Source organism: Dyella sp. LX-66 (genome assembly GCF_018599165.1).
In the GTDB taxonomy this organism is placed as follows: Bacteria; Pseudomonadota; Gammaproteobacteria; order Xanthomonadales; family Rhodanobacteraceae; genus Dyella_D; species Dyella_D marensis.
The window spans coordinates 138,772-154,521 of sequence record NZ_JAHFVJ010000002.1 but is presented as its reverse complement, the minus strand read 5'-3'; the positions used below and the strand labels follow the sequence as shown (position 1 = coordinate 154,521).

Genomic DNA, 15,750 nt, shown 5'->3' with positions numbered 1-15,750 from the left:
CGCCGGCTTCGGCGCCGCGACGCCCTGCTCCGCTTTCTGGCCCAGCACGTCCGAGCGCAGGCGCGCCAGGTCTCCCGCGGCCACCAGCACCTGGGGCGAACCCAGCGACCATGCCTGCGCCAGGGCGGTGCAACCTTCCACGGTCCCCAGCGGAGCCATGCCCCGCTCGCGCAGAAGACGCTGCCGCGTAGCCGCATCGACGCGCATGCCGCCGTGATCCCACAGCGGCCAGTTCACCGACAAGCTGCGGCCGCTGCGCTGGCCTTGTGCAACCAGGACATCGCGGTGGTGCGCAAACGCATCCATGAAGGCGTTTGCGGCGGCATAGTCGGCCTGGCCGACGTTGCCGATGGCGCCGGCCAGCGACGAGAACACGATAAACGCGTCGAGCGGAAGATCGCGGCTCGCTTCGTCCAGATACAAAGTGCCAGCGACTTTCGCGCGCAGCACGTCGCGCAGATCGCCGTGCGACTTGCGCAGGATAAAGCCGTCGCGCAGCACGCCAGCACTGTGCACGATGCCGTTCAGGCCATCGGCCTCGACGATCTCGCGCACGCCGGCCAGCACCGCGGCGCGGTCGCCCACGTCGAGCTGGCGATAGCGGGCCATGGCGCCCAGCGCCGCGAGCTCGTCGAGCGCAGCCTGTGTTTCGCCGCTCAGCGGCGAGCGTCCGGTCAGCACCAGGGTGGCGCCTTGAGCCTGCCGCGCGATATCGCGGGCGAACACCAGCCCGAGGCCGCCTGCGCCGCCGGTGATGAGATAGGTGCCACCGGCTTTCCATGGCGAAACGGCATCCGCCGCCGGTTGCGCTTCCATCCATCCGGCGGTCTGGCGCACGCCATCCGCATAGCGAATCGAAACGGCGTCGTCAGAGCGGTTCTCTACCAGCGCACGCGCCGCATCCTGGCCCGCCTCGATGCGGATCAGCTGGCCGCGGATACCTGGATTCTCCAGCCGCGCGGTACGCAGCATACTTTCCAGTCCAACCATTGCCTGCGCCGCGCCCTGCGCCGGCACTACCACCTGCACCAGGCAAGGGCCGGGTTCGGTGGCCCATGCGCGCAGCGTATCCAGCAAGGCGGCGGCGGCCGCTTCGTAGGACTGCGCAAGATCGCTGCCGAGGTCCACGGCCATCGCGTCGCCGAACGTAACGCGCACACGATCGGCTTCTGCTGGCGCGAAGCCCGCAAGCAGCACGGCATGCTTTGCCATGGAACCGGCTACGTCTCCCGAAGCGGCTTGCTGCGCAACCCACGCGGGCGTCGCCAGCAGAACCGGCGCGGCATCCTGGATGGCCGGCGCCTGACGGAGGACCACTCCGCCGAAACGGATGCAGATCCGGCCCGCGTCATCGCACAGGTCGATATCGAACGTCTTGCTGGCTGAGTCGCTGTCGTCGCGCTGCGTCACCACAGCCCACATACGCTCGACGCACGCGGCATGGACGTCCAGCGACGCAAGCGATGCGGGCAACCACAGCGTGTCGCCCTCGGGCGAAGCCAGGCCGACCGTGGCCTGCAAGGCCGCATCGAGCAGGCTCGGATGCAGGCCGAATGCGTCCAGCTTCGTACCTGCCGGCAGAACGATGCGCGCCAAGGCCTGACCCGTTCCAACCAGAACTTCGGCCAGGCCGCGCAACGACGGACCGTATGCCAACCCCATGCGCTCGAAGGCCAACTGACACTGCGCCGCATCCAGCCGCGACGCCACGCAGACCTGGCGCAGGCTCTCAATATCATGCGCGGCTGGCGGCTCGCCTTCCTCGACGAGAGCCACCGATCCCACCGTGCATACCGCATCGCCCGTGGATATCTCGAAGCGGATCGCCGCATCGTCCTGCGGCAGCAAGGCGACATGCACCTCCACCCCATCCGCATCCGCGATTACCGGCCGCTGCCATGCCACGTCCACCAAGCGCAGCCGCTCGTCGCCATCCAGCGCCTCGCGCACGGCCCGGTGCACCATCTCCAGCTGCGCCACGCCGGGCAGCACGCGGCTGCCGCGTACCACGTGATCGGCAAGGAAGGACTCGCGGCCGGTAAAGCGCGAGCTGAAACGCTGCAGCGCAAACGTCGACGTATTCCGGTGCAGCAGCGGATGCAGCGCGGCAGCCTGCAACTGCGCCGAAGGCTCCGCATCCAGCGGCAGCCAGTAACGCTCGCGGGCAAACGGATACGTCGGCAGGCTCACGCGGCGCAACGGCCGGCCCGCGTGCAGGCTGCGCCAGTCGAACGCCAAGCCCTTCGCCCACAGCGCCAGCAGCTTGCCGTGCTTGCCCTTGGCCAGCCACGCACGCACCGTGCCGTCCATATCGTCGTCATCGGTGAGCTCGGCCAGCGCCTCGCGGTTGCGCTTCGCCTGCCCCTGGTAAAGCTCGTCGATCGCCGTGTCGCCGGCCAGCCAGGCCGCCAGCTTGCCGCGCAGTTCGTCCAGCGTATGCACCAGCAACGCGAGGCGCTCGTCCATCGCTTCGCGGCCGACCTGCAGCGTGTAGGCGAGATCGTGCAAGGAGAGCTGCGGATCGGCCTCGATGGCGGCGAGCAGACGCTGCGCCTGTTCGCGCAGGCGCACGTCGTCGCGCGCCGACAGCGGCACGATGGCCGGGCCGTCATCCCGATGATCGATCGATACGGCTTCGACGTATTCCTCGATCACCACATGGGCATTCGCACCACCGGCACCGAACGAAGAGATGCCCGCCAACCGCGGCCGCTCGCGACCGTCGACCACCGGGCGCGTCCACGGCGCCAGCTCCTGCTGCACCACGAACGGTGTCGCGTCGAAATCGATGTTCGGATTCAGCACTGCCGAATGCAGGCTCGGCGCCAGCTGCCGGTGTTTGAGCTGCAGCAGCACCTTGGTGACGCCGGCAATGCCCGCCGCGCTTTCGCAGTGACCAATATTCGACTTCGCCGAACCGATCGCGCAGTAGCTGGTGTCCACCGTCCAATGCGCAAACGCCTTCGACAATCCGGCGATCTCGATCGGATCGCCCAGGCTGGTACCCGTGCCATGCGCTTCGATATAGCTGATATGGCGCGCGTCGACCTTACCCTTGCGCAAGGCGCGTTCGATCACCTCCGCCTGCGCATTCGGGTTGGGCACCGTATAGCCGTTGGTCTTGCCGCCGTGATTGACCGCGGTGGCGCGGATCACGCCGTAGATATGGTCGCCGTCGGACTTGGCCTGCTCCAGGGATTTGAGCAGCACCGCGCCCACACCCTCGCCCGGCACATAGCCTTCGCCGCCTTCGCCGAAGCTTTCGCAGCGGCCCTTGCCCGAGATAAAGCGCCCCTGGGCCAGGGTGAGGTACTTGTTCGGATGCACCGACACATTGACGCCACCGGCCAGCGCCACCGCGCAATCGCCGCGCTGGATCGCCTGGCAGGCCAGGTGGATCGCCGTCAGCGACGACGAGCACATGGTGTCCAGCGCCATGCTCGGGCCGTTGAAGTTACAGAAGTACGAGACGCGGTTGGCGATGGACGCCGGGTGGCCGGGCACCGCCAGCGCCTTGCCGCGGGCCTGCTCCTGCGCACCGTAGAGCTGATACTCCTCGTACATCACGCCAGCGAACACGCCGACGTTGCCATTCTCGGCGACGTTGTCGCGGGTGTAGCCGGCATCCTCCAGCGTGGCATGCACGCATTCGAGGAAAAGACGTTCCTGCGGGTCCATCAGTTCCGCTTCGCGCGGCGAGATATTGAAGAACAGCGGATCGAAGCGGTCGACGCCATCGATAAAGCCGCCCCACTTGCCATAGGTCTTGCCGGGAGCGTTGCGGTCTTCGTCGAAGTAGCGCGAGTGATCCCAGCGATCGGCCGGGATCTCGGTGATGCTGTCGACGCCTTGGCTCAGGTTGGCCCAGAACGCATCCAGGTCGATGGCCTGGGGATAGCGGCCGGCGAGGCCGATGATGGCGATAGTGCCGGTCTCTTCACCGGTGGCGCGGTTGCGCAAGGCATAGCGTGCCTGACGTGTCGGAGGCGCGGCCGTCGTCTTCGTTGCCACAGGCATGGATACCGTCGCGGCCGCGCTGCGCCGCTCGCCGAGCAGGCCAGCCAGCGCCTCGCGATGCTGCCGTGCGAAGTAACCCGACAGCGCGGCCAACGTCTGGTACTCGAAGAACAACGTCTTCGGCAGCGGGCCGAAGGTCTTTTCCAGTGCACGCGTCAGGTCGAGCACCATCAGCGAGTCGATGCCGTAAGTCTCCATGCGCGCCTTGCGGTCGATCCGGTGCGCGGGCAGCTTCAGTGCGGTCGACAGGAAGCGTTCGAAATGGCGTGTGGCGCGTTCCAGAAACGCAGCGTCCTCTTCGACGGCGGCCATAAGCGCCACCTGGGCAGGGGCGATCGCCATCGGCTCCACGACAACGCTGTCTTCGGCGACCGCGGCCTCGACGATGCGGAACGCCAGTTTGCGGAAACGCAGGCGCGGCATGCCGTCGTCGCCGCACAAGTCGATATCCACTACGTCGGCCGCATCGCCCTGCCGCACAACAACCCAACTCGCATCCGCGCATGGCCCGAAGACATCCAGCGCAGCCAACGACACGGGAAGCATCAGCGGCGGCGTGTTGCCGCCATCACCGACGAACAGGCCAATGGAGGCTTGCAAGGCCGCATCGAGCAGCCCCGGCGGCAGCTCATAAGCCTGCCCCGCCGCACGCCAGACCTCGGGCACCGCAACCCTGGCGAGCACCACACCCTCGCCCGCAAACACTTCGACCAGGCCGCGGAAGCCTTCGCCATAGCCCAGGCCCATGGCATCGAACATCGCATAGCAGGCAGCAGCATCGAGATGCCGCGACGCGCAGCGTGCGCGCAAGGCATCGATGTCATGCGGCATCGGCGCGGCCGCGCTGGCCGCCGTGGTGACCGTACCCTGGCCATACAGCAGATCGCCATCCGCATGGAGCTCATAGGCGACATCGCCGCCGTCCCGCGGATAAAGCGACAGATGCAGCTCCACGCCTTCGTCGCCGGCAAGCACCGGCCGCGTCCAGGCGACGTCCTTCAGGTGCAGGGTACCGCTGGACTCCAGCACCATGCCCGCCGCCGCACGCGCCATCTCCAGCTGCGCAACACCCGGCAACACCGCACGCCCGCCGACGCGATGATCGGCGAACACCGTTTCGTTCCCGCCGAAGCGGCTGCTGAAACGCGGCCCTTCCAAGGTCGAGGTATTGCGCTGTACCAGCGGATGCAGCGCAGCGGCGACAACGCGCGGGACCGCGCTCGCCGCGATCCAGTAGCGCTCCGCCGCAAACGGATAGGTCGGCAGGCTGACGCGGCGCGGCGCGCGGTGGGCGTGCAGCCTGCGCCAGTCGATCGCGTGGCCCTGCACCCAAAGCTCGACCAGCGTATCCAGCCGCCCCTGCGCGATCCATTCCTGGATCTTGCCGTCCATGCCCTCGCGCGCCTTGTCGGCGCGGCCACGGTGCACCGCGCCGGTACCGTCCAGGAAACGCGTCAGCTTGCCGTGCAGATCGTCCAGCGAACTGGCGATCACACCGAAACGTTCCTCCATCGGCTCGCGGCCGATCTGCAAGGTGTAGCCGAGATCCGCCAATGAGACGCCCGAACGCGTCTCCGGCAAGGTGACGAACGCCGCCAGCTGCCGCACCTGCTCGTGCAAGCGCTCGCCATCGCGTGCGGACAGCAGCACGGCAACCGGGCCTTCGACAGCATCCGCCACCGGCGCGAGGTACTCCTCCAGCACGACGTGCGCATTGACACCGCCGAAGCCGAACGAACTCACGCCCGCGCGCCGCGGCACCGCGCGGCCCTGCGCATCGCGCAGCGCCATCCATTCGCGCGCCTCGCTGACCACGCGGAACGGACTGCCTGCCAGGTCGATGTACGGATTGAGCGTCTCCGCGTGCAAGCTCTTCACCAGCCGGCGGTGCTTCATCTGCAGCAGCACCTTCACCACGCCCGCCGCGCCCGCGGCCAGTTCCAGATGGCCGATATTGGTCTTGACCGAACCCAGCGCGCAGTGCGCCTCGGCCACCTCGCCGCCGCCGGTGGCGGCATAGAGATCGTGGAACGCCGCCTTCAGTCCGTTGACTTCCACCGGATCGCCCAGCGGTGTGCCGGTGCCATGCGCTTCGATATAGGTCACCGTGCGCGGATCGATGCCGGCGTCCTGGTGCGCGCGGCGGATCACCGCGGCCTGGGCCGCGGGATTGGGCGCGGTGAGCGAATTGGCGCGGCCGCCGTGGTTCTCCGCGGTGCCGCGCACCAGGCCGTAGATATGGTCGCCATCGCGCTCGGCATCGGCCAGCTTCTTCAGCACCAGCATGGCCACGCCTTCGCCGCGCACATAGCCATTGGCGTCGGCGGAGAAGGTCTTGCAGCGGGCATCGGCGCTGAGCATGCCGGCGCGCTCGAAACTGATATGCAACTCCGGGTTGACGATGGTGTTGACGCCACCGGCCACCGCCATGGCGCAATCGCCGCGCTCGATCGCCAGCACCGCGCGGCGCAGCGCCACCAGAGAGCTGGAACAGGCGGTTTCCACCGGCTCGCTCGGCCCGTGCACGCCGAGGAAATAGCTCATCCGGTTGGGGCCGACCGAAGCCACCGTGCCGGTGGAGGAATAGCCTTCGATCGCCGCACCGGCGCGGCTGGCCAGGGTGGCGTAGCCGCTGGGCATGGTGCCCACGTACAGGCCCAGGTCGCCGCCGGCCAGCGCCGAGGCGGCGTAGCCGGCATCCTCCAGCGCCTTCCACACGTGGATCATCATCAGCCGCTGCTGCGGATCCATCAGCTCGGCTTCGCGCGGCGAAATGCCGAAGAAAGCAGGGTCGAATGCGTCCACGCCCTCGATAAAGCCGCCGCGTACCGCACGGCCCGCGCTGCCTTCCGGCGCGCGTTCGCCATGCCAGGCCAGCCAGTCGGCGCGGCCGGCGGGCATCTCGCCGATGCAGTCGCGGCCTTCGTCGAGGTTGCGCCAGAACGCGTCGATATCCTCCGCCATGGGGAAGCGGCCGCTGATGCCGATGATCGCTACCGGTTGTTTCGCTGCGGGTGCGGGGGCCGCGGCGATGGCGGCGTAGCTGCGGCGCGCACGGCGGGTCTCCTGCATCGGCGTTTCGACCGCGACGACCAGTGCGGGCGTCGCTACCGCCGGGGCCGGCGCAGCGAAGCGCGCCGTCAGCACGTCGCGATACTCGCGCTCCAGATAACCGGCCAGGCCATCCAGCGTGGAGTACTCGAAGAAGATCGTCGGCATCAGGTCGAGGCCGTACTGCCGGTTCAGCGCATTGGCGAAGCCGGTCAGCGAGATCGAATCGAAACCGTACTCGTTGAGCGAGGTATCGCCGTCGAGATCTTCCGGCTTCACCTTGATCAGCGCGGATACCTGAGCCATCAGCGCGCGCTTGAGCGGATCGCGCAGGCCTTGCGCCGGAGCAGCATCGCTGGGCGCAGCGGGCACGGCGCGCGTTTCCGCCGCGGGCGCAGCACGCGGCGCATCGAGAAAGACCTCGCGAATGCGGGCGGCATCGCCTTCGATCACCAGCACCTGACCGATGTCGGCGGCCAGCGCGCGGTGCAGCGCCTCCACGCCATGCGCACTGCCCATCGCGCGCATGCCCCACTGCCGCAGCAGCATGGCGCGCGTCGCCTCGTCGGCGTGCATGCCACCCTCTTCCCACAGCGGCCAGTTCACCGACAACGAGCGGCCGTGGCGCTCGCCACGCGCCACACGGGCGGCGCGCTCGTGCGCGAACGCATCCATGAAGGCGTTCGCCGCGGCATAGTCGGCCTGACCCACATTGCCCGCGGCGCCGGCGATCGAGGAGAAGCAGACGAAGCAATCCAGCGGCATGTCGCGCGTGGCTTCGTCGAGATTCAGCGTGCCGGCGACCTTGGCCGCGAAGACGTCGCGCAGCTGCTGGCGGGTCTTGCCGGCGAGGTAGCCGTCGCGCAGCACGCCCGCGGCGTGGATGGCGCCGTCGAGGCTTTCGAACTCTTCGGGGATGTCGCGCACCAGCGCGGTCAGCGCCGTAGCATCGGCGACGTCGATGGCGTGGTAGCGCACCACGGCGCCGAGTGCTTCCAGGCGGCGGATGACCGTGTGGATGCGTTCGTCCGGCGCGGAGCGGCCGGTCAGTACCAGGACCGGATTGCGTACGTCGCGAGCGATCGCTTCGGCGAAGATCGAGCCGAGTCCGCCGGCGCCGCCGGTGATCAGGTAGACGCCATGGTCCTTCCACGGCGAGGGAGCGACAGGCATCTGGCGTTCGGACCAGCCCGCCACCTGCCGTTCACCGCCGACGTAGCGCACGTGGCGCGCATCGTCGTCCCGGTTCTCCAGCAGTGCCTTGGCAATATCCTGTCCCGGTTCGACCACAATCAGCTGGCCGTGAAGGCGCGGATTTTCCAGCCGTGCGGTGCGCAGCATGCCGAGCAGGCCGGCCATCGGGCGATCGTCGCCATGGGCTGGCACCACGATCTGCACGCGATGGATGCCACCCTGCGTGGACAATGCCTGCAACCGCTCCAGCAAGGTAGCGGCGGCGGCTTCGTAACGCTTTGCGAGGTCGCCATCCATCGACGGCGCCACAAGCGTCACGCCCGGCAACGCAACCTCAGCATCGACACCGCAGGCCATGACCAGATGGCTGGCGAGCGGCTCCGTGCCGGCGGCCTCGGCCGGCTTCGCGGCCCATGCCTGTTCCAGCATCAGGGTGCGAATCGCGGCGGGCTCGTTCGCCACGGCCGCCATCGCGCGCAGCCCCACTTCGGTGAAGCGGACGCAGACCGTACCTTGCTCGTCGCACAGATCGATATCCAGCCGCGGCACGGCTTGTCCGCCGTCGCTGCCGACGCTGTAGCACACCACGGCCCAGGCGACATCCGCACACGAGCGCAGCACCCGTAGCCCGCCGAGTGCGAACGGCACCTGCGGCACCGCGGCCTCTGGCACCGGAAACTGCAGGCCCAGCGTGGCCTGGAATGCGGCATCGAGCAGGCTCGGATGCAGCTCATAGCCATCGGCCGGCGCTGCTGCGGGAACGGCAATGCGCGCGAGCACCTGGCCAGCGCCAGTAAAGAGTTCGCGGATGCCCTGGAACGACGGCCCGTACTGCAGGCCCATCCGCGCAAATGCGGCGTAGCAGTCCGCTGCGGTGTAAGTGGTCGTGCACGATGAGCGCAGCAGCACGAGATCGTGATTCGCCACCGCCTCGGCGCCGCTTCCGTCGACGGCCATGCCTTGCGCGTAAACCAGGTCGCCATCGCCATGGATCTCGAAACCGACAGCGCCATCCGCTTCCGGATAAAGCGACAGCTGCAGCGCGATGCCATCCGGACCGGCAACGATCGGCCGCATCCACGACACGTTCTTCAGGCGCGGCTCGAAACCGGCGCCGGCCACTTCGGCGACCGCGCGGCGCGCCATTTCCAGCTGGGCGACGCCGGGCAGCATGCGCGTGCCGCGCACCACGTGGTCGGCGAAGAAGAACTCGTCACCGCGGAAACCGGCGCTGAAGCGCGGCCCGTCGAGGTCCGAGGTATTCCGTTGCAGCAACGGATGCAGATTCGTACCGGCTACGGCGGCAAGCGGGCGGGCCTCGCTCGTCTGCACCCAATAGCGCTCGCGCGCAAACGGGTAGCTGGGCAGACTGATGCGCCGCAGCGGTGCATCCGTGCGCAGACGCGCCCAATCGATCGCCAGGCCCTTCACCCACAGATCGAGCAGCTTGCCGAACTTGCCGCGTGCGATCCACGCCTCGACGATGGCTTCCGCATCGTCGTCCCCGGCAAAGACAGCCAAGGCTTCCTTGTTGCGCCGCGCCTGTCCGCGATAAAGATCTTCGACCGCGCTTTCTCCGACCACATAGGCCGCGAGTTTCGCGCGCAGCTCGTCCAGCGAATGAGCCAGCACGCCGAGGCGCTCATCCATCGCTTCGCGGCCCACCTGCAGCGTGTAGGCGAGATCGTGCAGCGGCAGCTGCGGGTCCGCCTCGATCGCGGCGAGCAGGCGCGCGGCCTGTTCGCGCAGCCGGTCCTCATGGCGCGCCGAAAGCACGACGAGAGCCGGCCCGGTCGACTGCGCCACCGGCTGCGGCGCGATGTACTCCTCGATCACCACATGGGCATTCGCACCACCGGCACCAAACGAGGAAACGCCGGCAAGTCGCGGCCGCTCGCGCCCATCGATCACCGGCCGCGTCCACGGCGCCAGCTCCTGCTGCACCACGAATGGCGTCGCGTCGAAATCGATATTCGGATTCAGCACTGCCGAATGCAGGCTCGGCGCCAGCTGCCGATGCTTGAGCTGCAGCAGCACCTTGGTGACGCCGGCAATGCCCGCCGCACTTTCGCAGTGGCCGATATTCGACTTCGCCGAACCGATGGCGCAGTAACGCGTGTCGCGCGTCCAGTGGCGGAAGGCCTTGGCCAACCCCGCGATCTCGATCGGATCGCCCAGGCTCGTGCCCGTGCCATGCGCCTCGATATAGCTGATCTCGCGCGCATCCACGCCGCCCCGACGCAGCGCGCGCTCGATCACCTTCGCCTGCGCATTCGGATTCGGCACCGTGTAGCCATTGGTCTTGCCGCCATGATTGACCGCGGTGGCCCGGATCACGCCGTAGACGTGGTCGCCATCGGCCTGCGCCTGCGCCAACGGCTTCAGCAGTACCGCACCCACGCCCTCGCCCGGCACATAGCCTTCGCCGCCTTCGCCGAAGCTTTCGCAGCGCCCCTTGCCCGAAATAAACCGGCCTTGGGCCAGCATCAGGTACTTGTTCGGGTGGATCGACACGTTCACGCCGCCGGCGATGGCCACGGCGCAATCGCCGCGCTGGATCGACTGGCAGGCCAGATGGATCGCCGTCAGCGAGGACGAGCACATGGTGTCCAGCGCCAGGCTGGGACCGTTGAAGTTGCAGAAGTAGGAAACGCGGTTGGCAACGGAGGCGGGGCTGTTGAGCAATGCAAGGTTGTTGCCGCGCGCCTGCTCCTGCGCACCGTAGAGCTGGTATTCCTCGTACATCACGCCGGCGAACACGCCGACGTTGCCGTCCTCGGCCACGTTCTCGCGCGTGTAGCCCGCATCTTCCAGCGTGGCATGCACGCATTCGAGAAACAGGCGTTCCTGCGGATCCATCAGCTCCGCTTCGCGCGGCGAGATATTGAAGAACAGCGGATCGAAGCGGTCGACGCCGTCGATGAAGCCGCCCCATTTGCCGTAGGTCTTGCCCGGCGCATCGCGGTCGGCGTCGTAGTAGTCGCGGTAGTCCCAGCGCTCGGCCGGGATCTCGGTGATGCTGTCGATGCCCTGGCTCAGGTTGGCCCAGAACGCGGCCAGGTCGGCGGCCTGCGGATAGCGGCCAGCCACGCCGACGATGGCGATCTCGCCGACGGCGCCGGTGGTATCGATCGCCTTCGCCGCGCGCTCAGGCAGGTGGGAACCGAAACGGGGGCGGCGCGATACCGGCGCCGGCACCGGTGCGAGCGTTTCGCGAGGCGCCGCCACCGGCGTTGCCTGCGCGGTATCGCCCAGCGCATCGACCAAACGCCCACGATGCTCTTCGAGGAAATGCCCGGCCAGCTCGGCAATGGTCTGGTATTCGAACAGCAAGGTCTTGGACAGCGTACCGAACACCTGCTCCAGCGAGCGGGTCAGCTCCATCACCAGGATCGAATCGATGCCATAGGCCTCCATCCGCGCCCGCGCGTCGATGCTTTCCGGCGAACGCTTGAGCGTGCCGGCCAACAGGCGGACGAAGTAGCGCACGGCTTTATCGCGCAGTTCGGCGGAGACGGAACCCGCTTCGATCGAGGGTGTGGACGCCGCAACCGGCGTGCCCACGAGTGAAGCCTTGAACCGGCCGATCGCACCTTCCGCCACCAGCACCTGCGGGACATCCATCGCCAGCGCCTGTTCCAGCGCGGCGAGCCCGCTGGCCGTGCGCAAAGGCACCAGGCCGCTGTGTGCCAGCAGATCCGCGCGGGTCGCGTCATCGACGCGCATGCCGCCCTCTTCCCACAGCGGCCAGTCCACGGACAGGCTGCGGCCGTGGCGCTGGCTTTGCGCGACGAGTTCGGCGCGATGGCGGGCGAAGTCATCCATGAAGGCGTTCGCCGCCGCGTAGTCGGCCTGGCCGACATTGCCGAGCGCGCCGGAGGTGGAGGCGAAGCAGAGGAACAGGTCCAGATCCAGATCGCGGCTGGCTTCGTCCAGATGCAGCGTGCCGGCGACTTTCGCGCGCAGCACGTCGTGCAGTTCATCGCGGGTCTTGCGCACCAGCAGGCTGTCGCGCAGGACGCCGGCGGCGTGGACGATGCCGTTGAGGTTGGCAAGTTCGCTGACGCAGGACAGGACCGCTTCGCGATCGCCGACGTCGAGCTGGCGATAGCGCACCATGGCGCCCATGGCCGCCAGGTCGGCAAAGCTGGCGTCAGGCAGCGGCGAGCGGCCCGTGAGGATCAGCGTGGCGCCCTTCGCGGCTGCAGCGATGTGGCGGGCGAGAATCCTGCCCAGGCCGCCTGCTCCGCCGGTGATCAGGTAGGTTCCACCGGTCTTCCAAGATGAGCGGGTAACGGAAGACGGAGTCGCTTCCTCCCACGAGCCTTCGTGGCGCGCGCCACCCACATAGCGGATGCGCGACGCCTGGCTGTCGCGGTTATCGGTGATGGCCTGGGCGATGTCCTGCCCCGGCTCGACTTCGATCAACTGCCCGACGATGCGCGGGTTCTCGCGCTGCGCGGTGCGCAGCAGACCGCCGAGGCCGCCCAGCAGCTGCGCTTCACCAGCTTGGGGAGCGACGACCTGCACCAGGTGCCGCCCGGGCTGCCGTACCAGCGCCTGGATCGCTTCGAGCAGCGAAGCCGCCGCGGACTCGTAGCGCTCCGCCGCATCGCCATGCGCGTCGATATCGATAAACGCCGCGCCGGGAACCCGTTCGCGCAGACCCGTCGACGGCACGCATGACAACACCAGATGTTGCGCAGGAGCCGCCCACTTCGCGGCCGCAGCTTGCGTCCATGCGGGAACAAACAAAGCTGTCCGCACGGTTTCTTCGTTTGCCTGGCCCACCGCACGCAGCGAGAAGCCGGCAAGGTGCGCGCAGACCGCGCCGCTGTCGTCGCAAAGATCGATATCGAAGCGGCTGACGCCGTCGCCGGCGCGCTGTCCTGCTTCGCGGCGGAGCAGCGCCCACAGGTCGCCGTGGCATGGCGCCATCACGTCCAGCGACGCCAGCGCAAAAGGCAGGGCGAGTCCGGCATCCGTCCATTGCCCGTCGGCAGCAAACACGATCGCCGCCTGCAGCGCGGCATCCAGCACGCTGGGATGCAGCACGTAGTCGCCCTGCGAAGGCTTGGCGGCGTCGGGCAGCACGATGCGCGCAAGCGCCTCCGTATCGCCGATCAGGACGTCGCCCAGCGAGCGATGCGCGGGACCGTAGGCCAGGCCGATACGGTCGAACAGCTCATAGCTCGCGCCCGCATCGCGGACGGAACGGCGGCAGCGCGCGCGCCATGCGGCCAGATCGTGCGTCACCGAGTCCGCGGCGGAAAGCTGCCTCGTCACCGCACCCTGGCTGTAGACGCTGCCCTCGCCGTCGTCGCCGTAGATCTCGAAGCCGAAGCACCCCTCGCCTTCCGGGAACAGTGCGACATGGCAATCCTTGGACTCGTCTTCGGCAACGAAGGGACGCAGCCACACCACATCCTGCAGGCGGCAGGCGCCACCCGCGGCGAACGCAAGCTCCGCTGCGCAGCGGACCATCTCCAGCTGCGCCGCCGCCGGCAGGGTCCGTCGCGACTGCACTACGTGGTCGGCAAGGAAAAATTCGCGGCCGGTGAACCGGCTGGTGAAGCGCAGGCCGGACACGGTCGAGGTATTGCGATGCACGAGCGGATGGATCGCCGCCTGCACGCCGGGCGCCGCTTTCAGCTCGACCCAGTGCTTGTCGCGCACGAAGGGATAGGTCGGCAAGGCGAGGCGGCGGCGCGGAACGGAGGCGTAAAGAGCGGTCCAATCGAAGGACTCGCCCGCGGCCCAACGCCGCGCCGTTTCCAGTGCATCCGCATCGGGCCGGAGCAAAGCCGCTTCGGCAGACGATGCGATCGCTTCGGCCGAAAGCTCGCCCGCAAAGATGCCGCTCGTGCCGCCTTCAAGCCAGGACTGCAGCCGCTCCCGCAGCGCCGCCACCGAATCAACCACCACAGCCAGGCGTGCCGCCATCCCCTGCCGTCCCATCTGCAAGGTGTAAGCGAGATCGGCCAACTGTCCATCGCCGATATCGCCGGAGGCCAGCACATCCAGCAACTGCTTCGCGCGCTCGCGCAACACCGGAACGGTCTTGGCGGAAAGCACGATCAACGCAGGTTCGCGCGAAGGAACCACTTCGTCGGCCGCTACCTCGCCAACGGGATACTCCTCGACCACCACATGCGAGTTGACGCCGCCAAAGCCGAACGAACTGATGCCCGCACGGCGCGGAATCGGCCGCCCTTCCTCGTCCTTGCGCACCACCCACGGCTGCGCCCGGTCGACGATAAAGAACGGACTGCCTTCCAGCGCAATGCGCGGATTGAGCCTGGTGTAATGCACCAGCGGCGGAAACACGCCATGCCGCATGCACAGGATGGTCTTGATCAGGCCGGCCATGCCGGCCACCGATTCCAGATGGCCGATATTGGTCTTGACGCTGCCGATGCCGCAGGACCCGGCATCCAGCGCTTCGCCGCGCTCTTGCGCCACGCGGGCGAAAGCCATCTTCAGGCCTTCGATCTCGATCGGATCGCCCTTGGGCGTGCCGGTACCGTGCGCTTCCACATAGCTCACCGTGCCCACCGGCACGTCCGCTTCGCGCAGCGCATGCGCCACCACGTTGGACTGCGCCAGCGAACCCGGATAAGTGACCGTGCGCGCATGCCCGCCATGGTTGACGGCGCTGCCGCGCAGCACCGCCAGGATGCGGTCCTTGTCGGCCAGCGCCTTGGCCAGCGGCTTGACCAGCACCATCGCCGCACCTTCGCCGCGCACGTAACCGTTGGCGCGCTCGTCGAAAGTCTTGCAGCTGCCGTCCGGCGACAGCATGCCGGTCTTGGAGAACGAGATGAAATGCGTTGGGCTGCACAGCACGCTGACGCCGCCGACCAGGGCCTGCTCGCATTCGCCGCGGCGGATCGCATGCGCGGCCTTGTGCAGCGCCACCAGTGAACTGGAACAAGCCGTGTCGACCGGAATGCTGGGGCCGTGCAGGTTGAGGAAATAGGAGATGCGGTTGGGAATGAGCGCGGTATGCGTGCCGGTGGCGACGTGCGCCTCCACGGCATCGAGCGCGCGGCCCAGATGGTCGCGGTAGTCGAAGGTGAACACGCCGACATAGACGCCGGTGCGCGTGCCGCTGAAAGCGCGCGGGTCGTAGCCGGCGTCCTCCAGGCAGTTCCAGGCCTGCTCCAGCATGATGCGCTGCTGCGGATCCATCACCGCCGCTTCGCGCGCGGAGATGCCGAAGAAGTCGGCGTCGAAGAACTCCACGCCGTCCATGAAGCCGCCCCATTTGCTGGTCGACTTGTTCGGCTCGCGCACGTCTGGCGAGTAGAACGCCTCCCTGTCCCAGCGGTTCGCCGGCACCTCGCCCACGCTGGATACCCCGGCGCTCAGGTTGCGCCAGTACTGCGCATAGTCGGCGGCGCCCGGGAAGCGGCAGGACATGCCGACGATGGCGATGTCCTCGCGTTCGGGGGATACGTTGATAGGCTGAATCTGACCGGCGTTCAT

At 67.9% G+C, this 15,750-nt stretch carries 1 protein-coding gene (only partly in view); it reads right to left on the bottom strand.

Annotated elements, in window-relative coordinates:
* Nucleotides 1–15,750, bottom strand: partial view of a non-ribosomal peptide synthetase gene (locus tag KK141_RS04420; RefSeq protein ID WP_214571615.1) — the 5' end (the start) only. 16,026 nt of this gene lie to the left of the window's left edge; 15,750 of the gene's 31,776 nt are visible here — the first part of the coding sequence; the start codon lies at nucleotides 15,748–15,750; the stop codon falls past the left edge of the window.